Annotated in this window: 20 protein-coding genes and 2 rRNA genes; 21 read left to right on the top strand and 1 reads right to left on the bottom strand. The window is 54.3% G+C overall.

Annotation, left to right across the window (positions count from 1 at the left end; genetic code table 11):
• The 13 genes from V4U84_RS24910 to pssA all read left to right on the top strand — a co-directional run.
• Positions 1–124, top strand: a 23S ribosomal RNA gene (locus V4U84_RS24910); the annotation flags it as partial.
• 114 nt (positions 125–238) lie between these two features.
• Positions 239–355: ribosomal RNA gene (gene rrf, locus V4U84_RS24905) — 5S ribosomal RNA — on the top strand.
• A 498-nt stretch (positions 356–853) separates the two neighbouring features.
• Positions 854–1,312, top strand: coding sequence for a CtsR family transcriptional regulator (locus V4U84_RS24900; protein ID WP_334075739.1), 459 nt, complete (start codon positions 854–856; stop codon positions 1,310–1,312).
• Between the two features lie 65 nt (positions 1,313–1,377).
• Positions 1,378–1,902: a UvrB/UvrC motif-containing protein gene (locus V4U84_RS24895; protein WP_334075738.1), complete on the top strand. Its 525-nt coding sequence runs from the start codon at positions 1,378–1,380 to the stop codon at positions 1,900–1,902.
• A gap of 12 nt (positions 1,903–1,914) precedes the next feature.
• Complete coding sequence (locus tag V4U84_RS24890; protein ID WP_334075737.1) at positions 1,915–2,973, top strand: protein arginine kinase; 1,059 nt, start codon at positions 1,915–1,917, stop codon at positions 2,971–2,973.
• Between the two features lie 35 nt (positions 2,974–3,008).
• On the top strand, positions 3,009–5,459 hold the full coding sequence (clpC, locus tag V4U84_RS24885; RefSeq protein WP_334075736.1) for an ATP-dependent protease ATP-binding subunit ClpC: 2,451 nt from the start codon (positions 3,009–3,011) through the stop codon (positions 5,457–5,459).
• Between the two features lie 118 nt (positions 5,460–5,577).
• Positions 5,578–6,276, top strand: coding sequence for a response regulator transcription factor (locus V4U84_RS24880; RefSeq protein ID WP_334075735.1), 699 nt, complete (start codon positions 5,578–5,580; stop codon positions 6,274–6,276).
• Between the two features lie 19 nt (positions 6,277–6,295).
• Positions 6,296–7,531, top strand: a complete 1,236-nt coding sequence (locus tag V4U84_RS24875; protein ID WP_334078179.1) for a sensor histidine kinase — start codon at positions 6,296–6,298, stop codon at positions 7,529–7,531.
• Positions 7,532–7,754: 223 nt separating this feature from the next.
• Positions 7,755–9,164 carry an MBOAT family O-acyltransferase gene (locus V4U84_RS24870; protein ID WP_334075733.1) on the top strand — a complete coding sequence of 470 codons (1,410 nt, stop codon included), beginning with the start codon at positions 7,755–7,757 and terminating at the stop codon, positions 9,162–9,164.
• 14 nt (positions 9,165–9,178) lie between these two features.
• On the top strand, positions 9,179–10,408 hold the full coding sequence (locus V4U84_RS24865) for a DHHW family protein (RefSeq protein WP_334075732.1): 1,230 nt from the start codon (positions 9,179–9,181) through the stop codon (positions 10,406–10,408).
• 237 nt (positions 10,409–10,645) lie between these two features.
• Positions 10,646–12,013 carry a DNA repair protein RadA gene (gene radA / locus V4U84_RS24860; RefSeq protein WP_148458005.1) on the top strand — a complete coding sequence of 456 codons (1,368 nt, stop codon included), beginning with the start codon at positions 10,646–10,648 and terminating at the stop codon, positions 12,011–12,013.
• A gap of 13 nt (positions 12,014–12,026) precedes the next feature.
• Positions 12,027–13,103 (top strand): DNA integrity scanning diadenylate cyclase DisA, encoded by a 1,077-nt coding sequence (gene disA, locus V4U84_RS24855; RefSeq protein WP_334075741.1) that lies wholly within the window; start codon positions 12,027–12,029, stop codon positions 13,101–13,103.
• Positions 13,104–13,157: 54 nt separating this feature from the next.
• Positions 13,158–13,889, top strand: coding sequence for a CDP-diacylglycerol--serine O-phosphatidyltransferase (gene pssA, locus V4U84_RS24850; protein ID WP_334075731.1), 732 nt, complete (start codon positions 13,158–13,160; stop codon positions 13,887–13,889).
• A gap of 81 nt (positions 13,890–13,970) precedes the next feature.
• Here the strand turns inward: pssA and V4U84_RS24845 are convergent, their stop codons facing one another.
• On the bottom strand, positions 13,971–14,366 hold the full coding sequence (locus tag V4U84_RS24845) for a nucleoside triphosphate pyrophosphohydrolase family protein (RefSeq protein ID WP_334075730.1): 396 nt from the start codon (positions 14,364–14,366) through the stop codon (positions 13,971–13,973).
• Positions 14,367–14,571: 205 nt separating this feature from the next.
• Here V4U84_RS24845 and V4U84_RS24840 point away from each other — a divergent pair, with 205 nt between their 5' ends.
• The 8 genes from V4U84_RS24840 to rlmB all read left to right on the top strand — a co-directional run bounded on the left by V4U84_RS24840 (position 14,572) and on the right by rlmB (position 23,102).
• Entirely contained in the window at positions 14,572–15,660 is a 1,089-nt protein-coding gene (locus tag V4U84_RS24840; RefSeq protein WP_334075729.1) for a PIN/TRAM domain-containing protein, read from the top strand.
• A gap of 79 nt (positions 15,661–15,739) precedes the next feature.
• Positions 15,740–16,459, top strand: coding sequence for a 2-C-methyl-D-erythritol 4-phosphate cytidylyltransferase (ispD, locus tag V4U84_RS24835; protein ID WP_334075728.1), 720 nt, complete (start codon positions 15,740–15,742; stop codon positions 16,457–16,459).
• The gene (gene ispF, locus V4U84_RS24830) at positions 16,456–16,944 is read left to right on the top strand and encodes a 2-C-methyl-D-erythritol 2,4-cyclodiphosphate synthase (protein WP_334075727.1); all 489 of its coding nucleotides are present in this window, start codon (positions 16,456–16,458) and stop codon (positions 16,942–16,944) included. Before ispD ends, ispF begins: the two co-directional genes overlap by 4 nt.
• 55 nt (positions 16,945–16,999) lie before the next feature.
• Complete coding sequence (gene gltX, locus V4U84_RS24825; protein ID WP_334075726.1) at positions 17,000–18,466, top strand: glutamate--tRNA ligase; 1,467 nt, start codon at positions 17,000–17,002, stop codon at positions 18,464–18,466.
• Between the two features lie 1,063 nt (positions 18,467–19,529).
• Positions 19,530–20,294, top strand: coding sequence for a serine O-acetyltransferase (gene cysE, locus V4U84_RS24820; RefSeq protein WP_334075725.1), 765 nt, complete (start codon positions 19,530–19,532; stop codon positions 20,292–20,294).
• 102 nt (positions 20,295–20,396) lie between these two features.
• On the top strand, positions 20,397–21,806 hold the full coding sequence (gene cysS / locus V4U84_RS24815) for a cysteine--tRNA ligase (RefSeq protein ID WP_334075724.1): 1,410 nt from the start codon (positions 20,397–20,399) through the stop codon (positions 21,804–21,806).
• Positions 21,791–22,315: a Mini-ribonuclease 3 gene (locus tag V4U84_RS24810; protein ID WP_334075723.1), complete on the top strand. Its 525-nt coding sequence runs from the start codon at positions 21,791–21,793 to the stop codon at positions 22,313–22,315. Before cysS ends, V4U84_RS24810 begins: the two co-directional genes overlap by 16 nt.
• Before the next feature lie 34 nt (positions 22,316–22,349).
• A complete protein-coding gene (gene rlmB, locus V4U84_RS24805) occupies positions 22,350–23,102 on the top strand; it encodes a 23S rRNA (guanosine(2251)-2'-O)-methyltransferase RlmB (protein ID WP_334075722.1) in 753 nt (250 codons plus the stop codon).
• Positions 23,103–23,107: the final 5 nt, after the last annotated feature.

The following is a 23,107-nucleotide window of genomic DNA, read 5'->3' as shown; positions in this document are numbered from 1 at the left end:
CCCCCTCAAGATGAGATTTCCCAATTAGTAAGACCCCTTGAAGACGACGAGGTTGATAGGCCTGGGGTGGAAGTGCAGCAATGCATGGAGCTGACAGGTACTAATCGGTCGAGGGCTTATCCAAAAACAACTCCAAAAAGTGGCGTCAGGCTGAACAAGCCGATCTGAGCACTTGAGGAGACTAAAACGCAAAGCACGTTTCGTATCCAGTTTTCAGGTGATCAAACATCTGAACACGTTTGGTGGCGATGGCGGAGGGGTTCCACGCGTACCCATCCCGAACACGACCGTTAAGCCCTCCAGCGCCGATGGTACTTGGACCGAAGGGTCCTGGGAGAGTAGGACGTTGCCAAGCAACTAAGAAAGAGCACTACCGTATGAAGCGGTGGTGCTCTTTTTGTATGCTCTAATACAAATTGATGCAAATCTGCAGGTATTTCCGAACGTTTGTGCCCCGAAGAGCGAAAAGGATGCAAAAGTGCAGGAATTTTCGGCCTTTTTCTTGAGGGGAGCCCCAGCAACAAAAAAAACCTGCAGATTTGCAGGAATATCGCACAGAGGGGCTTAACTCCCATAAATTCCTGCAGATTTGCAGGAATTTGTGTTCCAGGCAGGATCAAAAAGCCAGAAGCCTCGTTTTCGTTACCGCCTTTGTTTTTGCACCTTCGGAAGCCTGGAGGAATATTTTGACCGCAGGGCGCTCACACTGAAGATAAGAGTGCCCCCTTGGCAAAAGCATAATTTATGGTATAATGAGATTAAAGTCAAAGAAAGTCAAAGTCAATCCAATGCAAGAAAGTCAATACAGATAGTCATACCAGATAGAACTGCTTTAAATAATGGAGGATGGGTCATGCGTAATATCTCCGACATCATTGAAAAATATCTCAAAAGTATCTTGCATGAAAGCCCGGAAGGGGCGATTGAAATTCAGCGCAATGATCTGGCCGATAAGTTCAGCTGCGTGCCGTCACAGATTAACTATGTAATCAGTACGCGGTTTACGGTGGAAAAGGGATATTTGGTGGAGAGTAAACGCGGCGGCGGCGGGTACGTACGCATCAGGCGGATCGAATTGCCGGGTGCCAACAGCCTGCACACGTACCTCCACCAGATGATAAGTGAAGAGATCGGCCAGACGGCGGCGGAAGGACTTATTTATCAACTGGAAGAGGCCCGTTTTTTAAGCAGCAGGGAAGCGGCGCTGATGAGGGCCGCGATTTCCAGGGAAGTGCTGATGGTGAAACTGCCTTACCGGGACCAGATTCGCGCCAGAATTATGAAGGCAATGCTGATCTCTTTACTTGGCTAACTTTACCCGGCTAACGGCAGCATGCAATAAAACCAAGGCAATCCATTGTTGGAGGAGGGACAACTATGCAATGCCAAGAATGCGGTAAACGCCCTGCCACATTACATTTCACAAAAATCGTCAACGGCGAGAAAACGGAGTTTCATATCTGTGAGGCATGTGCGCGGGAGAAGGGAGAGATGATCCCGGGCACGAGCGGAGGCTTCTCGATCCATAATCTGCTCTCGGGATTAATGGAATTTCAGCCAGGTATTCACGGGCCGGCAGCAGCGGCGAAACCGAAGGAGAGTATCCGTTGTGAAGAATGCGGTCTGACGTATTCCCAGTTCAGCAAAATCGGACGCTTTGGCTGCAGTTCCTGCTACAAATATTTTAACGACCGCTTGGATCCCTTGTTCAAAAGAGTACACGGCAACACGGTCCATGTAGGGAAAGTGCCGAAACGGGCCGGCGGCCATCTCCAGGTCAAGCGGAAGCTCGATGACCTCCGCCGCGAGTTGCAGTACCGGATTTTGCAGGAAGAGTTTGAAGAAGCAGCCGCGCTTCGGGATCAAATTCGCGAGATTGAGAAGCAAATTTCCGCAGAGTAGGGGGAGTGCAGAATGCCTGATCTTCGTTTTACACAGCAACCTTTAAGCGAATGGATGAGCCGGGGCGGCAAGGAATCGGAGATTGTGATCAGTACCCGCGTGCGCATTGCCCGCAACCTGGTTCATCATCCTTTCCCGATGCTGGCGACCAACCAGCAGTCCGAAGAGGTGCTTAGGCTGCTGCAGGACGCTTTAAGCGATGAGCGTTTGCAGAGCTACGGCAAGCTGCATCCGGTGCTTCTGGCGGATTTGGAGGAGCTCGACAAGAAGATTTTGGTGGAGAAGCATCTGATCAGTCCGAACCTGGCGGGGGAATCCCGGAAAGGTGCCGCTTTCATCAGCGAGGACGAAAGCTTAAGCATCATGGTCAATGAAGAGGACCATTTACGGATTCAATGTCTGTATCCGGGCCTTCAAGTCCAGGAAGCTTGGGAAAAAGCGACGGCCATCGACGATATTTTTGAAGATCATGTCGATTATGCGTTTGACGCCAACCGGGGCTTTTTGACCAGCTGTCCGACGAATGTGGGGACGGGGCTTCGGGCTTCGGTCATGATGCATCTGCCTGCCCTGGTGCTGACGCAGCAGATTAACCGGATACTCTCGGCCGTGTCGCAAGTGGGATTGACGGTCCGGGGAATTTACGGTGAAGGCAGTGAAGCGATGGGCAACTTGTTTCAAATCTCAAATCAGATTACACTAGGACAAAGCGAGGCAGAAATTATTGAGAATTTGTACGGCGTTGTCATGCAAATTATCGAACATGAGAAGAACGCCCGCAACAAGCTGCTTACCGAATCCCGGCTGCGGATGACCGACAGGGTGATGCGATCGTACGGGATTTTGTCCCATGCGTCCATAATGGATTCGAAGGAAGCGGCACAGCGGCTATCGGATGTTCGGCTTGGTGTGGATGTCGGGTTAATAGATAATGTGTCCCCCCAAGTGCTCAATGAACTTAACGTCATGACCCAGCCCGGCTTTTTACAAAAGATGTTCGGCGAGAATCTGTCGCCTGGGGAGCGGGATATGTACCGCGCCAAGCTGATTCGCGAAAAAGTGGGTAAATAACTGAAGCGGACTTAATTTATGGAGGTGCAAAAGACATGATGTTTGGAAGATTTACGGAACGTGCCCAAAAAGTGCTGGCCTTGGCTCAGGAAGAAGCTGTCAGACTGGGGCACAACAATATCGGAACGGAGCATATTTTGCTTGGACTCATTCGGGAAGGCGAAGGCATTGCTGCCAAAGCGCTCATCGGCTTGGGGTTGGGTCTGGAGAAAATCCAGGACGAAGTGGAAACGCTGATCGGTCGCGGTCAGGAGCAGCCTTCCAATATTGCATATACGCCGCGGGCGAAAAAAGTCATCGAACTCTCGATGGATGAAGCCCGGAAATTGGGCCATACCTATGTCGGCACCGAGCATATTTTGCTTGGTTTGATCCGGGAGGGCGAAGGTGTGGCTGCCCGCGTTCTGAACAACCTGGGCATCAGCCTGAACAAGGCACGTCAGCAAGTGCTTCAACTGCTCGGCAGCAGTGAAGCCGTCTCAAGCCACCATGGAACGCCCGCCAATGTAAATACACCGACCTTGGACAGCCTGGCCCGCGACTTGACGGCTTCTGCCAAGGAAGGCAATCTGGATCCGGTGATTGGGCGCAGCAAGGAAATCGAACGGGTAATTCAGGTGCTAAGCCGCCGGACGAAGAACAATCCGGTGCTGATCGGGGAACCGGGCGTCGGGAAAACCGCGATTGCCGAGGGGCTGGCCCAAAAGATCATCAACAACGAAATCCCGGAAACGCTCCGCGATAAACGGGTAATGACCCTGGATATGGGATCGGTGGTAGCCGGAACGAAATACCGCGGTGAATTCGAAGACCGCTTGAAAAAAATCATGGATGAAATCCGCCAGGCCGGAAATATCATCCTCTTCATCGACGAGTTGCACACCTTGATTGGTGCCGGCGGCGCGGAAGGCGCAATCGACGCCTCCAACATTCTGAAGCCGGCGTTGGCGCGCGGTGAACTGCAGTGCATCGGGGCAACGACGCTGGACGAATACCGGAAGTACATCGAGAAGGATGCCGCTCTGGAACGCCGGTTCCAACCGATTACGGTAGACCAGCCGTCGGTGGACGAAGCGATTCAAATCCTGCACGGACTGCGCGACCGTTACGAAGCGCATCACCGGGTGAAGATTACCGATGAAGCCATCGAGCAGGCAGTGAAGTTGTCGGACCGTTACATTCAGGACCGTTTCCTGCCGGATAAAGCGATCGACCTGATCGATGAGGCGGGCTCCAAGGTAAGGCTGAACTCCTACACGGTACCGCCGAATTTGAAGCAGCTGGAGAACCGTTTGGAGGATATCCGCAAGGAGAAGGACGCCGCGGTGCAAAGTCAGGAATTCGAAAAAGCCGCCGCCTTGCGCGACACGGAACAAAAGATCCGCGAAGAGTTGGATATCACGAAGAATCAGTGGAAAGAAAAGCAGGGCCGGACGGACTCCGAGGTGACGCCGGAGGATATCGCTCAGGTCGTGGCCAGCTGGACGGGAATTCCGGTCAGCAAGCTGAAGGAAGAAGAGACCGAGCGCCTGCTGAATATGGAGCAGATTCTGCATGAACGCGTCATCGGCCAGGATGAAGCCGTCAAGGCTGTCAGCCGGGCGATCCGCCGGGCGCGTGCCGGCCTGAAGGATCCGAAACGCCCGATGGGCTCATTCATTTTCCTCGGCCCAACCGGGGTGGGTAAAACCGAGTTGGCCCGGGCCCTCGCCGAATCGATGTTCGGCGACGAGAATGCCGTGATCCGCATCGACATGTCGGAATACATGGAGAAGCATTCCACGGCCCGTCTCGTAGGCGCGCCTCCGGGATACGTTGGCTATGAGGAAGGCGGCCAACTGACCGAGAAAGTACGCCGCAAACCGTACTCCGTCGTTCTTCTCGATGAAATTGAAAAGGCGCATCCGGAAGTGTTCAACATTCTCCTGCAAGTGCTGGAGGATGGCCGTTTGACCGACTCCAAGGGCAGAGTCGTCGACTTCCGCAATACGCTGATCATTCTGACCTCCAATGTGGGGGCCGAAGCGATCAAGCGGAATACGCGGTTGGGCTTTACCGCCGTGGATGACGCCGGAGCGGATTACGACAACATGAAGGGCAAAGTGATGGAAGAGTTGAAGAAAAGCTTCCGTCCGGAATTCCTCAATCGGATCGATGAAATCATCGTTTTCCACTCGCTCGAGGAAGCTCATATCGGTCAAATCGTCACCCTCATGTCCGAGGAGCTGCGCAAGCGGCTGCGGGAGTATGACGTCGACTTCGTGCTGACCGACAAAGCCAAAGCCTTCCTGGCCAAGGAAGGGTTCGACCCGGCTTACGGGGCGCGGCCGCTCCGCCGGGCGATCCAGAAGCATATCGAAGACCGTCTGTCCGAGGAACTGCTGACCGGTCACGTGAAGAAGGGCGACTCGCTCACGATTGACGAGCTGGATGGCTCGCTGACCGTGGAGAAAACCGGGACTTTTTCGAAAACGCCTAACGTATGAATGTGATGTCCTTACGGACCTGCAATCGCTGCAGGTCCGTTTTTGATTTCGAAAACGTACAGGAAAGAAGGGCCTTTTTGACGAAATAGTAGGTAGAAATCAAGGAGGCTTGTTTCAAGTGAGAGAAACGATTCTTTTGGTAGATGATGAGAAAGAAATTATCAAGCTCATGGAAATTTACATGCGGAATGAAGGTTACCGTCTATTAACGGCTTCGGACGGCTTGGAAGCACTGGAGCTGCTGCATTCTCACGATGTGGATTTGATTATCCTGGATGTGATGATGCCGAGGCTCGACGGGCTTGAAGCCTGCATGCGCATTCGCGAAGCGCGCGATACACCGATCATTATGTTGTCCGCCAAGAGTCAGGACATGGATAAAATCGCCGGGCTCAGCATCGGGGCGGACGATTATGTTACCAAGCCGTTCAATCCGTTGGAGCTGATCGCACGGGTCAAGTCGCAGCTTCGGCGCTACAACCGGTTTGCCAGACAAGCCTGGCCCCCTGCCCAGGACGAAATTGTGATCGACGATCTGGTGATCAATACCGCCATGCACAAAGTAACCGTGGATCAGCGGGAAATCAAGTTGACACCGCGCGAATTTGAGGTGCTTAAGCTGTTGGCCGTCAATCGCGGCATCGTGCTGAGCATGGACCGCATCTATGAGGAGGTCTGGAAGGAACAATATATGGAGTCGAAAAATACAGTCATGGTGCACATCCGCAGACTGCGCGAAAAAATCGAACGGGATCCGCAGAACCCCAGCTTCATAAAAACGATATGGGGTATCGGTTACAAGATGGAAGCCGATTGAAAAGGCAGAGGTTCAGAATATGAAAATGAAGCGGTTAATGTCGTTGCGTTTGAAATTTTTGCTGTTTGGCGTGGGCAGTTTGTTGCTTACGGTTTCCATGCTATTTGTGTGTCACCAGTTGGCGGCTTACATCCTTGAACTGCGGGAGTCGCCGTTCGTCTCGCCTTTCCGTTGGGCGGTCCGGGAAGTGATCCAACAAATCGGCTCCGTACCGGCCATGGCGGTCGTGGGTGTGGCGGTATTCGTCACGATTTATATGCTGTTGACGCGGGGAACGACCCGATATTTGAATGAGCTTGACCAAGCGTTGGTGGAAGTCGGCCTGGGCCGCCTTGATGTGCGGATCCCGGTGCGGACCGCCGATGAATTGGGGAATATGGCGGAAAATCTGGATAGGGCGATGAAGGGACTCCATTCGTCGCTGCAGGAAATCACCGGCGGGCTTGAGGAAATAGCGGAGGGGCGGCTGGACCGGAAGATTCCCGCCCAGACCGGGGAACTGGCCAAAGTCTCCGAAAGCATCAACAGTATGGCGGACCGGCTCAGCCGCTCCATCGAGGAGGAACGCCGTGCGGAGCGCTCGAAGAACGATCTGATTACGGGCGTTTCCCATGATCTCAGGACACCGCTTACCTCGATTTTGGGTTTTCTTAAAGCCATTGAAGAAGATCGTTACAAAGATGAGACCGAATTGCGCTATTATGTTAACATTGCCTATGAAAAGTCACAGGACCTCAAAAAGCTGATCGACCAACTGTTTGAATACACCCGCATCCATAACGGGCTGCCGTTGCAGCTATCCGAGCTTGACCTGGTAGGTTTCCTCTGCCAGCTTGCCGAAGAATTCGTCCCCAGTCTGGAACAGACGGGGATGGTCTGCCGCGTTACGGTGGGTCGCAAGCAGGTGCCTATTCTGGCTGACGGGGATTTGCTGGTTCGCGCTTTTGAAAACTTGATGAACAACGCCATTCAATACGGGACCGAGGGAAAATATATCGATATCCAGGTCGGCGCGGAGGAGGGGTGGGCCAGCGTGAAGTTTACCAACTATGGCCAAGAGATTCCCTCAAGCAGCCTCCCCTTCCTTTTTGACCGCTTCTACCGTGTTGAGGGCTCCCGTTCCAAGTCGACGGGAGGAACGGGACTTGGGCTTGCTATTGCCAAAAGCATCGTTGACGTTCATCAAGGCCAAATCTCGGTAGCAAGCAACCCGCAATGCACCGTGTTTGAGACACGTTTTCCCCTGGCTGAATAAACCGTAATCGGGCTTTCTAACATTTTGGGGCCCTCGTTCATCTAATTCTGTGGAGTGGAATAAAAAGTAATCTATGGAGTGGGATAAAAGATCATAAAACTTGTGTCTGAAATTGATAAGCAAATGGTAAGTTTTTGTTAAGCTTTGCTGAACAGATTGTTAAGTTTCATCTTTTATACTTCTCCTCGGATGTTTAAAGATAGAGGGGAGTTTACGTATCGCCATGGTTTTTTCAAGCTTGATCTTTCTGTATCTCTTTCTGCCTCTGCTGCTCGCGGCTTATTTTATCTCCAAAAATTCGGGATACCGCATTTGGGTATTGATTGTATTTTCCTATGTTTTTTATGCATGGGGGGAGCCGCTTTGGGTTATATTACTCCTTCTGGCCTCGATGCTCGGGTACGTTTTTGCGCTCGGCATCGAGCGGGCAAGGGGGACTAACCTGGCTAAAGCCCTGTTTGTCGCCTCCATTGTCGTGAACATCGGCATGCTGGGTTTTTTTAAATATGCCGGCTTTCTGATTGAGAATCTGAATCTGCTTCTGCCGGTGAACCTTCCGGTTCCGGAAGTGAAACTGCCGATTGGCATCTCCTTCTTCACCTTCGAGCTGATTTGTTATCTGACTGACGTCTACAAAGGGACGATCCGCGCTCCCCGGTCGCCGAAGAAAGTACTCTTTTATGTCTCTTTTTTTCCGCATCTGGTGGCCGGTCCGATTATCCGATATACGGATATCGAAAGGCAGATCGAGCATCCGCAAGTCACCCTGGAGGGGTTTAGTGCAGGGATTTCGCGGTTCCTGTTGGGGCTGGGGAAAAAAGTGCTGCTGGCCAACCTGCTCGGTGAGGCGGCTGCTCAGCTGCTGAATCCGAGCTCGGCAACCTCTTCCGTGTTAGGGATGTGGTTTGGCATTACCTTGTTCGCCTTGCAGATTTACTTTGATTTCTCGGGTTATTCGGATATGGCCATCGGCTTGGGCAGAATGTTCGGTTTTACCCTGCGGGAAAATTTCAATTATCCTTACATCTCCAAGTCCGCGGGGGAATTCTGGCGGCGTTGGAACATGTCCTTGGGCGGATTTTTCCGCGATTATGTGTATATCCCGCTTGGAGGAAACCAGAGATTCTATCTGCGCAACCTGTTTGTCGTATGGTTTCTGACCGGCATTTGGCACGGGGCAAGCTGGAATTTCATCATTTGGGGACTTTATTTCGGGATGCTGATTTATCTCGAGCGCCAATTTCTCGGGAGATGGATGGCTAAAGTTCCTGCGTTTATCGCTCATCTTTACGCGGTCATCGCGATATTGGTCGGCTGGGTGTGGTTCTATTTCACCGACCTTTCCGAGGGAATCAAAGCGCTTCTTACGATGTTCGGTTTATACCGCCGGGAATTCGCCAACCCGTATTTGGAATTCTATATGCATGACAATTTGCTGCTGTTTCTCGCAGCCGTCCTGCTTTCGACGCCGCTGGTCGTGCGGGGAATCCGATGGATCGCTCAATCTTCCCCGAGACTCGGGAGGGGGCTGACCGTCGTGGGGAGCCAGGCGCTTAATGCGGCGATCTTAATTCTCGCCACGATTTTGTTGGTGGGCAGTTCCTATAACCCGTTTCTCTACTATCGGTTTTGACGAGGAGGAGCAGGATGAAATTACGATATGTACTCAATACAATTTTCTTTTTACTGGTGATCTTCGGCTTTGGAATTCTCAACCTGGCCTATCCCCATTCCGGCAGCGTTTCCTCGTTGGAACAGCGGACTCTGACGCAGTGGCCCTCTTTTTTATGGGGAAAGTTCTTTTCGGGAGAATTTACGAGGGAGTTTGATGATTATTTCTCGGATCATTTCGCCTTTCGCACATCCATGGCCAAAGCTGGCGCTTTTCTTGTGGAGTATAAAGGGCTTCCCGATCATGAGGCAACGATCATTCAGCAGGGCGGAGATAACACGGCCCAGAAGCTGGATGCAGCGGCTAACGGAAACCGGACGGCCGCGGGCGCGGGACAAGAAGTTCAATATTTGATCTATAAGGACCGGGCTTTTACGCTGTACAAATATTCGGCAGCATCGGCCGAGGCGTACGCCCAGGCGCTGAACAATTTTAAGGCGGCGGTCGATCCGAAGATTCGCGTGTTCTCCATGCTGGCTCCCACCTCGGCTGAATTTATCGGGCATGATACCTACAGCAAGCTTTCCGATTCGCAAAAGGCCGCTTTCGAACATATTAATGAATCGCTGGATTCCCAGATCCGCCGGATAGATGTTTACGGGGCGTTGGCCCGGCACAAGGAGGAAGCGATTTACTTCGGAACCGATCACCATTGGACCGCCTTGGGCGCCTATTATGGGTATGCCGAGCTGATGGAGGAGCTGGGTGAACCGGCCATACCGCTCAGCTCCTACTCAAATGGGAGGATAGAAGGCTTTTTGGGCACCGCCTATAAGGCAACGTTAAGCTTCAAGCTTAAGGCGCATCCGGATACGATCGATTATTATGAGCCCATCGAAAATTACACATACACCCGGTATTCCACTAAAGGAGAGGCAATCCGGGGGAAGGTCGTCGACTCGGATTACGCCGAAGCGAGTGGCGGATACGCGGTCTTTTTGGGAGGGGACTTTCCTTGGGGCGAGATACAGACGGACCTGCATGACGGGAGAAAAATCGCGGTGATCAAAGACTCCTATGGGAACGCCTTGATTCCGTTTCTGATCCCGCATTTTGAATCGATTTATTATATCGATCCCCGCTTTTATACAGGAAGCCTGACCGAGTTTGTGAAGGAGCATGAAATTACCGACGTGCTGTTCCTGAACAACTCGACAGTCGCCCGCAGCAAGGGGATTGCCGAATTAATCGACAGACAGATGTGAATTTGCAAACAAAGGCGACCCCATTGCTACAAAAATCCAACGTTTCCGCCGATGTAATAAGGTAAAGGCAGCTTGCAAAGCATGTGCTTTGGGCTGCTTTTTTCCGCTTTACAACCTTTCCAGATCTCCCCGGAAATGCTTCCAGTTCACCTGAAAGAATGGTAAACTTTTATTATCGCCTCTGCGGCGCGGCCTGCAAGGTTTGTCAAATTTTGCAGTGCGGAGAAGGAGAGATAAATGGTTAAAGTAAAAACAAAGTTTTTCTGTACCGAATGCGGTTACGAGTCGCCGAAATGGTATGGAAAATGCCCGGGCTGCGGGTCTTGGAACACAATGGTGGAGGAAACGGAAAAAGTGGTAAAAACCCAGGGCCTTACATCGGGTTTATTTCATACGAAAGAAAAACCGCTTCCGATCATAAATATAGAGAGCGGCCAGGAGCCGCGAATCCAGACCGGAATCGCGGAGCTGAACCGCGTGCTGGGCGGCGGGGTGGTTCCCGGATCGTTGATTTTGGTGGGTGGGGATCCCGGTATCGGGAAATCCACGCTTTTGCTGCAGACGTCCCATGAAATGGCGAAGGCGGGACTTCGGGTGCTGTATATCTCCGGGGAGGAATCGACCCGGCAGACCAAGCTCCGAGCGGAACGGCTCGGGGCGTTGTCCCCCGAGCTCTACGTGCTTTGCGAAAGCAGCATGGACGGGATCGAGGAGGCCATCGATCAGGTGAAACCCGATTTTCTGGTCATCGACTCGATTCAAACGGTTTATTTGCCGGAGGTGACGAGCGCGCCGGGCAGTGTTTCGCAGGTGCGGGAGTGTACCGCCCGCTTTATGCGAATCTCGAAAGGACAGGGGATCGCTACAGTACTGGTTGGCCATGTTACCAAAGAAGGGGCGATCGCCGGTCCGCGCATGCTGGAGCACATGGTGGATTCCGTACTGTATTTCGAAGGAGAGCGGCATCACTCATACCGCTTATTGCGCGCGGTGAAGAACCGGTTCGGATCAACCAATGAAATCGGTATCTTCGAAATGAAGGAAGCGGGACTGGATGAGGTGGCGAACCCGTCGGAATTGTTCCTGTCCGAACGTCCATTGGGCGTGGCGGGATCTACGGTTGTGGCTTCGATGGAAGGAACCCGGCCGATGCTGGTGGAACTCCAGGCTTTGATCGCTTCGACTCAATTCCCTTCCCCGCGAAGAATGGCGACCGGGGTGGATCATCACCGGATGAATCTGATTATCGCGGTATTGGAGAAACGGATGGGCATGTTCCTGCAAAACCAGGATGCCTATGTAAATTTGGCCGGAGGTGTCAAGCTCGATGAACCGGCCGTGGATTTGGCAATTGCCGTCAGCATCGCTTCGAGTTTCCGCGACTTGCCGACCAAGCCGTTCGATGTCTTTTTCGGCGAGGTGGGGCTGACCGGTGAAGTCCGGGCGGTATCCCGGGCGGAGCAGCGGGTGAAGGAAGCGGCCAAACTCGGCTTCAAACGGGTCATCCTTCCGGAGAAGAGCATGAAGGGTTGGAAGGGACCCAAGGAAATTCAATTAATCGGTGTGAATACCGTTGCAGATGCGCTAGCGGTTGCGTTAGATTAGGGGGCACTAAATGATGAAAGAATCAACCCAAGCGGAAAAAATGAATGAATTGCTTAGGCTCGTTGCGCCCGGTACCGCTTTTCGCGACGGGTTAGAGAACGTGCTTCGAGCCAAGACGGGCGGTCTGATCGTTGTCGGTTACAGCCCGGAAGTGATGGAGGTCGTTGAGGGCGGATTTTCCATCAACTGCGATTTCTCGCCGAACTATCTGTATGAACTTGCCAAAATGGACGGTGCGATTATCCTGAGCGAGGATTTGAAGCGGATTTTGTACGCCAATACCCAACTGATTCCGGATTCCTCCATCTCTTCCTCGGAGACCGGCATTCGCCACCGGACGGCCGAGCGGGTTGCGAAGCAGACCGGCAAGCTCGTCGTTTCCATTTCCCAACGCCGGAATATCATCACCCTGTATCAGGGCGGACTAAGATACGCCCTCAAAGAAATCGGCGTCATTCTGACGAAAGCGAATCAGGCGATTCAAACGCTGGAGAAATATAGATCGGTTCTCAATCAAACCCTGACCAATTTGACAGCGTCAGAGTTCGAAGAACTGGTTACAATACCTGAAGTCATCAACGTCATTCAGCGGGTGGAAATGGTCATCCGCATCAAGATGGAAATCAAACGGTTTATTAACGAGCTGGGGACCGAAGGTCGACTGATCAGCATGCAGATGGAAGAACTGGTCAGCAACATGGAAGAAGAGGCCTGGCTGCTCTACAAGGATTACGCGAAGGATGACAGCGATGAAGCGATCCGTGAAATCATCCTCGGGCTGAAACGTTCCACCGATGATGAGCTGCTGGACGATAACCATATTACCCGGTTGCTCGGCTATCCTTCTTCGGCGGCCACCTCGGAAGAACTGATCTCTCCTCGGGGGTACCGGGTACTGAACAAGATTCCTCGCCTTCCCAATGTCATCATTCACAACCTGGTGGAGCGATTCGGCGAACTGCCGAACATCCTCACGGCTACGATCGAGGAACTGGACGAAGTCGACGGTATCGGCGAGGTGCGTGCCCGTGCGATCAAGGAAGGGTTGAAGCGGCTCCAGGAACAGGTATTCATTGACAGGCAAATTTAATTCTCCTACAATCAATGGATGTATGTTACAGGAATATCTATTTGAGGTGAAAAAATGATCACAAAATCAATTCCGAACCTGTTTACCTTGGGTAACCTGTTTCTCGGAATGTTGGCCATGATGCTTGCTCTCGACGGTAGATACAGCTTGGCTGCGATCATGGTCATTGTCGCCATGCTGCTTGACGGACTGGATGGCCGGGTCGCCAGAGCGCTGAATTGTCAGAGCGAATTCGGCAAGCAGTTGGACTCTTTATCGGATATCATTTCTTTCGGCATTGCGCCCGCACTTATCATGTATGTTATTTCCTTCCACAGCTTGCCGCAGACGGGATTGGCTTGGGCCGTCACCGCGATATTTCCGATGTGCGGAGCGCTGAGGCTGGCCCGATTCAACGTACAAAAAGGGATCCCCGGCTACTTCATCGGTTTGCCGATTCCGGCCGCCGGAGGGGTTGTCGCGACGCTGTCTTTGTTCCATAAGGATATTACTGCGCCCTACTTCATTATATCCATGCTGCTTTTATCCTATCTGATGGTCAGTTCGGTCAGATATCCGAATTTCAAGAAGCTCGGCCTTCCGAAGAAAGCCGTGATCGCCACGCCTTTTGTCGTCGTGCTTGCGGTCGTGATCGCGGTGCTTTTTCCGGATGAAACCTCCAAGCTGATTTTTGTGCCGTTGGTGATCTATGCGGGATACGGATTGAAGCAGAATTTCGAGCGACTGATGCGACGGAAACGGCGGGACGAGGACGACTCCGAAAAGCTGCTCCGGCCCAAAAGGTAATCGCGAAGGAAAATAAAGAGCACTGCATTCCATTCAACGGAATAGCAGTGCCTTTTTTTGTTGAGGTCATAGAAGCTTCAATCAAGACATATTGAATAATCCCAGCGTGGAGCACTTCTGCGACTCTTTCTCCAGGACTTCCTCAAGCTGAATTCCCAGCAAATTGCAGAGAGCGGACGTATAAAATAAGCTGCGTCCAAGTTCGTTGCTGATGATATCCCGGCAGTTTTCGCACAATTCCCCCTGGACGTGCTGGCCGATTCGTTCTTTGGCCTCTTCGAGGCTTAAACCCGGTTCGAATTCCTGTTTGGTGGCGTGAAGTTCAATGCAGCCGCATTCCGTGATGGCCTTGGTTACGGAGCGGACGGCTGCGGCGTTGGTTTGTCCCACTTTTGACATGACATCCAGCAAACTGCGGTGACGGAGCAACAGTTCAGAAACTTGGTCTTGAAAAGATTGAAGGCTTGGTGCGCTCATTTTCCATCCACCTCAATATTATGAATTGAATTCATTATATGCCACCTTTTCCCCGCGATCAACCAGAAATGCCGCACCACACGGCTTCTCCCCGGGTTTGGATGGGATTTCCAAAGAGAAAAAAAGTTGCCGCTCCCCCGATTATGTCGCCAAAAATTGGATCATACTGGATAAAGAGGATATCTATCAGGAGGTGAAGAGCGTTATGCTAAAAAAATGGTTATTGATCGTGGCGGGACTTTGCGGCGCGTGGTTCGGCTACACGACGAAAGGGGCGTCAGGCGCATTTCCCGAACCGCTGCGGAGCTGGGTTGACGGAATGAGTCCGCTCGCGGGTTCACTGCTGCTGGCCGCTGCGGGGGCGGGTCTGTTTCTGCTCGCGTTCTCGCTTGCCGCGGACGCCGTTTCCGCCAGAGTGCGGAAATGGATTGCGTCCTTAACCCAAATCCCTATGAAGGACATGGCGGCCGGGGCGGCCGGACTGACTGCAGGACTTCTTCTTTCTTTAATGGTCTATCCCGTTTTGTCCTGGCTCGGCTCTTTGGAAAGCTTTGCCCGGATTGCGGTTTCCACCCTGCTTGGCTATATCGGGTTATATGTTGCTCTCGAGAAAAAAGAAGAGCTTTCTTCCATGTGGGTTTCGGGAAAATGGGCGGCCGGCGGCCAGGAGGAAGAACGGTGGGTGGAAGAGCATAAAATTCTGGATACGAGCGTCATCATCGACGGCCGAATCGCCGACATTTGCAAGACCGGATTTATTGAGGGGACGGTCGTGATTCCGGAATTCGTGCTTGAGGAGCTGCAGCATATCGCCGATTCCTCCGATTTGCTGAAGCGGAACCGCGGGCGGCGGGGATTGGACATTCTGAACAAAATTCAGAAAGAGCTCGACGTCAAGGTTCTGATTTATGAAGGGGACTTCGAGGAGATTTCCGAGGTCGACAGCAAACTGGTCAAGCTGGCCAAAGTGCTGCAGGGGAAAGTCGTCACCAACGACTTTAACTTGAACAAGGTGTGTGAGCTTCAAGGGGTTTCCGTGCTGAACATCAATGATCTGGCCAATGCCGTCAAGCCGGTGGTCCTGCCGGGCGAGGAAATTATGGTTCAGGTGATCAAGGACGGGAAGGAACACGGCCAAGGCGTCGCTTATCTGGATGACGGGACGATGATCGTCGTCGAGGGGGGCCGCGATTTTATCGGCAGCGTCACCGAAGTGCTCGTCACGAGCGTGCTGCAGACTTCCGCGGGCCGCATGATCTTCGCCAAACCGAAACTGTTGGAAAAAGCCCAGTAAATTCGGTATGATGGGAATACATGGGGGACAAAGAGTTGGTTTTGGCTCCTCTATATTCTATCAGGGCGAGGCAGGACATATGGAGACAACTACCATCCCGGACGCCGGGGTGATTATCGTGGCGGCGGGCCGGGGTACGCGCATGGGAACGAAAGAGAGCAAGCAGTTTCTCTCGCTTCGGGACAAGCCGATCATCGTCCATACGCTGGAGGTCTTTGACCGCCATCCGTTGATTCGCGAAATGGTGCTGGTGACCGGGGAGCAGGATGTGGAACGCTGCCGGGCCTGGATCGCCGAGTACGGCATAACGAAGCATGTAAAAGTCATATCGGGTGGGGCGGAACGTCAGCATTCGGTATACCGGGGATTGCGGGAAATCGGCACGCCCTGGGTACTGGTGCATGACGGCGTCCGCCCTTTTGTCACGAGCGGGCAGGTGACCTCCTGCTATGAGGCAGCCGTCCGGCACGGGGCGGCGATCTTGGCCGTACCGGTAAAGGATACGATCAAGCAGGTGGACGCGCGGGGACAGGTGACGGGCACGCCGGATCGTAAAAGCTTGTGGGCCGTACAGACGCCCCAGGCGTTCCGGCGGTCGGACCTGCTGCGGGCGCACGAGAGCGCCGAAGCCGACGGATTTATCGGGACGGACGATGCGATGTTGATCGAACGGCTCGGCTTCCCCGTGTTCGTGGTGGAGGGCAGCTACAGCAATATCAAGATCACCACGCCGGAAGATCTGGACGTGGCGGAAATTTTCATCAAACAGAAGGAATTCAGGGGAGAGGATAAATCATGATCGCGGTTGGACAAGGATTTGATGTGCATCAGCTGGTGGAGGGAAGGCCTTGCATCATCGGCGGCGTCACCATCCCATACGAAAAAGGGCTGCTCGGCCATTCGGACGCCGACGTGCTGCTGCATGCCGTGAGCGACGCCATTTTGGGGGCGCTCGCGCTGGGCGATATCGGCCGGCACTTCCCGGATACGGATCCGGCGTTTAAAGATGCCGACAGCCTCGTGCTGCTGCGGCACGTTTGGGACATGGCCGCCGAGCGCGGTTACCGCCTCGGCAATCTCGACGCGACCATCATCGCGCAGGCGCCCAAAATGGCGCCGCACATTCCGCGGATGGTTGAAATAATCGCCGAGGCGCTGGGGGTGGATGCGGGGAAGGTCAATGTGAAAGCGACGACCACCGAGCATCTCGGATTTACCGGCCGCGGTGAGGGGATTGCGGCACAATGTATTGTATGCTTGGTCTCCGATGTGCTATCATCATAGGATTGTAAGGGTATCTCTGATGCCGGAAGAAGGATAAAATCGGGAGGGGATTACAGTGACAGAGGTTCGAGTGCGTTATGCGCCGAGTCCTACGGGGCATTTACATATCGGCAACGCCAGAACGGCGTTGTTTAATTACTTGTTTGCCAGACATCATGGGGGCAAATTTATTATACGCATCGAGGATACGGACGTGAAGCGGAATATCGCCGGCGGGGAAGAGAGCCAGCTCACCTATTTGAAATGGCTTGGCATCGACTGGGATGAGAGCGTGGACGTTGGCGGGGAGTACGGACCTTACCGCCAGACCGAACGCCTGGATATTTACCGCAAGTACTGGCAGGATTTGCTCGACCGCGGTCTGGCTTACCGTTGTTATTGCACGGAAGAAGAGCTGGAGCAAGAGCGCGAGGAGCAGATCGCCCGCGGCGAAACGCCGCGTTATTCCGGGAAGCACCGGGATTTGACGCCGGAGCAATGCGCCGCTTTCGAGGCGGAGGGCCGGGTGCCGAGCATCCGTTTCCGCGTGCCGGAGGGCCGCACTTACACGTTCGATGATTTGGTCAAAGGACCGATCACCTTCGAATCGGACATCAGCGGCGACTTCGTCATCGTCAAAAAAGACGGCATCCCGACCTATAACTTCGCGGTAGCGCTCGATGACCATCTGATGAAAATCACACATGTGCTTCGGGGGGAAGACCATGTCTCGAACACCCCGCGCCAGTTGATGATTTACGAGGCCTTCGGCTGGGAACCGCCGCGGTTCGGCCACATGACCCTGATTGTCGGGGAGAACCACAAGAAATTGAGCAAACGCGACGAATCGGTGATTCAGTTCATCGAGCAGTACGACAAGCTGGGTTATTTACCGGAAGCGTTGTTTAATTTTATCGCTCTGCTGGGCTGGTCGCCGGAAGGGGAAGAAGAAATTTTCTCCCGGGAAGAGCTGATTTCGATCTTTGACGCGAACCGGCTATCGCGCAGTCCGGCCGTTTTTGACAAGCACAAGTTGGCCCACTTGAACAACCATTACATCAAAAACGCCGATCCGGACCGGGTGGCCGCCCTGGCCATTCCGCACCTGCAGGCGGCGTCCCGCTTGCCGGCGGAATTGACGCCGGAGCAGGAAACCTGGGCGAAGGCGCTCGTCGTGCTGTATCAGGAGCAGATGACGGCGGCTTCGGACATCGTAGAGCTGTCGGACCTCTTCTTCCGCACCCATCTGGAGGTGGATGCGGAGGCGGCCGCCGTACTGGCGGAGCCGCAGGTGCCGGGAGTCATGAGCGCTTTCCTGGGCAAGGTGGAGGCTTCCTCCTCCGCCGAGTTTAAGCCGGAGCAGATCGCCGTTTGGATCAAAGAAGTGCAGAAAGAAACCGGCGCCAAAGGCAAAGGGCTCTTTATGCCGATCCGTGTGGCATTGACCGGCCAAACGCATGGCCGCGATTTGAATCAGACGATCTATTTGCTAGGCCGCGACCGTGTGATCGACCGGCTGAAGTCGCAAATCCGTGGCGCTTAACATGAAATCTTTATTGTCAGTTTTGCAGACAATCAGGTAAGATATAGGCAACGGCAAGGATCGGGAGAAGTACGCATCGCGTACGTATTGACCAGAGAGGGTAACCGAAAGCCGCGTTTTAAGCGCGGCGGAGGCTGAGAGTTATCCCAATACGCGCGGCGGAAATGCACCCGGGAGCCGCAGCGTCGAGCGCGCCTAACCATTTGGTGCGGGTAGAAGCTGCCGTATTGTCCGCGTTAAGGACGCGATGAGGGATAGAATCGGGAAGCTGCGCTCGGCCATGCCGGGCAGATCGGCAGATCGCGGACGGATGTCGGCGTGTTGTCGGCGAATCCAGGCCGATGCAGGCGGATCCGCGGCATATTTCAAGCAGCTCGATCCAAGCAGGAGGCCCCCGGCCCAACCGTCTATCCGAAGCAGAGTGGAACCACGCACATTAATCGGCGTCTCTGCAGCGAAAGCTGCAGGGGCGCTTTTTTTCATAGTGCGGCGTGCGGCGGAGAAATACCGCAGCCAATGCTCGATCGCCCGGAAACGGAACTTTAACGAGGAAGCCTCAAGCTAAATTTGAGCGAGTGGCCGCGTCCGAAAATTAACAGGAAAACCTCCAGCTAAACTAGGCCGTATCGCCTGCGGCTATCAATTAGCAGGAAAACCTCACGCTAATTTCCGCGGCAGAGGCTCGATCTCCCCATATTGTTGAAATTAGCGGGAGAAATTCCCGCTAAATTGACCCCAGAAGGCGAAAAGAGCCGAATTAACGGGAGGTTTTCCCGTTAATGTTTTATGCACTCGTGCCACAGTTGCGCGGAAATCTCCAATGGCGGGGAGTAAGCAGGAGTGAGGCGATTAGTTAGTTGGAGTAACTTGATAAGGCGGACGGGTGATCGGCATGGGTGAGCTGGAGCGATGTCCGCTGCGCCTGCTGGATGTTAAATGTGCCAAGCTCGATCAGAGCTCCAAGCTCACCGAACGACGGATGTTCGCAGTAGCTTTGGCGGATTAGGCGGTTTCTTAATCCAACTTACCGTGAGAGACGTAAGCAGAAAGAGGGGGAACGCTTATGTTTAAAAGAATGAAATCCGATATCCAGGCGGTTTTCGAAAACGATCCCGCGGCCAGAAGCTGGTTTGAAGTCGTGTTCACTTACTCCGGCCTGCACGCCATCTGGAGCCACCGGATTGCCCATGCCTTTTACCGCAGGCGGTGGTTTACGCTGGCCCGCATTGTCTCCCAGGTCAGCCGTTTTTTCACCGGAATCGAAATCCACCCGGGCGCCCGGATCGGGAACCGGCTGTTCATCGACCACGGGATGGGTGTGGTGATCGGGGAGACCTGTGAAATCGGCGATGATGTGGTGATCTATCAAGGCGTTACATTGGGCGGGAGCGGCAAAGAGAAGGGCAAACGCCATCCGACCATCGGCAACAACGTTGTTATCGGGTCCGGAGCGAAGATTTTGGGCTCTTTCACGGTGGGGGATCAAAGCAACATCGGGGCAAATTCGGTTGTTTTGAAAGAAGTTCCCTCCGGAAGCACAGTAGTCGGCATCCCGGGAAAAGTGGTCCGTCAGGGCGGCAAACGTCTGGATCGCCTCAGCCACCAGCTGCCGGATCCGGTTGTCGATGCGCTGCGCTCGCTTCAGCAGGAGATTGAGCGGCTGCAAAGTGAAGTGGAGCGCTTGAGGGGAGAGCGGCAAGAACAGCAGGAGCGACATGAGCGATCTGAGCAGCCTGAGCTGAACGAGCGGCAGATAAAGCAAGATCAACAAGGGGAACATCCTCAACAGGGGAACAAGACCCGGCCGGAAGTGCTGGAGAAAAAATGACAAAATAGATTCACGCATAACGTTTCCCGAAAGAACGACCATGACGGCAGGGAATCAAGGGTACAATAATAATAGAACTTTTTAGCGGAAAGGAACATTGCTATGGCGCTGCAAATCTATAACACGCTGACGCGAATGAAGGAGAATTTTGTCCCGCGGGAGCCAGGAAAGGCTTCCATTTATGTGTGCGGGCCGACCGTATACGGGTATATCCATATCGGGAATGCGCGGCCGGTGATTTTTTTCGACGTCGTTCGTAACTATTTGGAAAATCAAAACTATGAGGTCAACTACGTTGTCAATTTTACGGACGTGGATGATAAGCTGATTCGCAAAGCCGAAGAGATGAAGATGACTGTACCCGAGGTCGCTTCGATGTTTATCGACGCCTATTATAAAGACCTGGAGGGGCTGGGCATCCCCAAAGCGACGGCCAACCCCCGGGTGACGGAGAACATGGAGCTCATCATCGCGTTTATCCGCGAGCTGGAAAGCAAAGGATATGCTTATGAGAGCGGCGGGGACGTCTTTTTCCGCACCAAAAAATTCGCGGGCTACGGCAAGCTCTCGGGTCAAAATATCGAGGAACTGCAGTTCGGCATCCGCATCGAGGTGGACGAACGCAAAGAAAATCCGGAGGACTTCGTGCTCTGGAAAGCCGCGAAACCGGGGGAAATCCATTGGGACAGCCCTTGGGGCAAAGGCCGGCCGGGTTGGCATATCGAGTGCTCGGCGATGGCGCGCCACCATCTTGGCGAAACGATGGATATCCACGGCGGCGGACAGGATTTGCAATTCCCGCACCATGAGTGCGAGGTGGCCCAATCCGAGTCGTTGACCGGCAAGCCTCTGGCCAGCTATTGGATGCATAACGGGTATGTTAACATCGGCGGGGAAAAAATGTCGAAGTCGCTCGGCAACGGCATCCTGGTCAAGGACCTTCTCCAGCGTTACAACAGTGTAGCCATCCGCTACTTCATGCTGTCGACCCATTACCGGAACCAGTTGAATTTTTCGGAGGAAGCGATGCTCCAGGCCGAACGAGGGGTAGAGCGGATCGCGAACGCCGCGAGCAACTTGCGCTACAGGTTGGAGGAATCCGCGGATGCGCCGGATGGCGGTGAGGTCACTCCGGAATGGGAGCGGAAGCTGCGCGAAATCTGGCTGGCTTTCCACGCCAGGATGCAGGACGATTTCAACACGCCGGACGCGATTACGGCGGTGTTCGAATGGGTAAGCGAGGTCAACGGCCTGCTGCAGCGCCAAGAGGTGTCACGCGCCGACCTGGAGGCGGCGCATAAACTGTTCGCGGAGATGAACGGCGTGCTGCGAATCGCCGCGGAAGCGGAGCGGGAGCTGCTCGACGAGGATATCGAAGCGCTGATCGCGGAGCGGGCGGAAGCGCGCAAGAGCAAGAATTGGGCCCGGGCCGACGAAATCCGCGATCTGCTGCAGGAGCAGGGCATCCTGCTCGAGGATACGCCGCAGGGCATGAGATGGCGGCGCAAATGACGGGCCCGGGAACAACCGGCGGCGGCCCGGAGCTGCCCGCCGCTGCCGTCCCGGGCGCGCCGAGCCCGGCCGTGCCGCCGGCGCCCGAGCCCGCGGCGCTCTGGTTCCCGGAGCCGCCGGCCAGGCCGGCCCGGCTGCTGCCGCCGCTCGCGCTGGCCTATATCGGCGACGCCGTCTACGAGGTCGCCGTCCGCCAGCATGTGATGGCCCGGCCGAATCTCCGGCCTCACCACCTGCACGGGCAGTCGACCAAGTACGTCTCCGCCAAGGCCCAGGCCAAGCTGCTGGCCCTGCTGGAGCCGCAGCTGACCGAGGGGGAAAAGGACGTTGTCCGGCAGGGCCGCAACGCCAAATCCGGCACCGTTCCCAAAAACGCGAACGTGCAGGACTACCGTCATGCGACCGCGTTGGAATGCCTGATCGGGTATCTGTACTATACGGGGGCGCATGACCGCATGCGGGATTTGCTTGCCCAGGGCTTTGCCAAGCATGAACAGGACCAGGCTTGAACGTTAACATATATTTTTTTACAGGAGGATACGTATGGAGGACCAGGAATGGATCGCCGGCAAGCATTCGCTGCTTGAAGCGCTGAAGGCCGGGCGAACAATCAACAAAATTTGGGTGGCTGAAGGCGCACAGAAGCATTTGACCCAGCCGATTCTGGCCGAAGCCAAGAACCGCGGCATCGTCGTCCAGTTTGTGGACAAGCGGAAGCTCGATCAAATGGCGCCGGGCATGCAGCATCAGGGCGTGGTGGCCCAGGCGGCCCCTTATGCCTATGTCGAAGTGGAGGAACTTCTGTCGAGAGCCGTCGAGCAAGGGGAACCGCCGTTTTTGCTGATTCTGGACGAAATCGAGGACCCGCATAACTTGGGCTCGATTTTGCGGACAGCGGAATGTACCGGGGTACACGGTGTGATCATTCCCAAGCGGCGTTCGGCGGCCGTGACGGCTACCGTCTCCAAAACATCCGCCGGGGCCGTCGAATACGTCCCGGTGGCCCGGGTGACCAATCTGGTGCAGACGATGGAACAGCTGAAAGAGGCCGGGGTTTGGATCGTGGGTACCGATGTCGCGGCCAAGGATGAGATCTATGGCGGCGGCGATATTTTGACCGGTTCGGTGGCGGTGGTCATCGGAAACGAAAACCAGGGGATGGGCCGGTTGGTTCGCGAAAATTGCGACGTGCTGCTGAAACTTCCGATGAACGGAAGGCTGAATTCCCTGAACGCCTCGGTCGCCGCGGGCGTTGTGATGTATGAAGTGCTGCGCAGACGCCGGGCACAGGGATAGACATT

The sequence above is a fragment of the Paenibacillus sanfengchensis genome (genome assembly GCF_036864765.1).
Classification (GTDB): domain Bacteria; phylum Bacillota; class Bacilli; order Paenibacillales; family Paenibacillaceae; genus Fontibacillus; species Fontibacillus sanfengchensis.
This window is presented reverse-complemented; position numbering and strand designations above follow the sequence as displayed.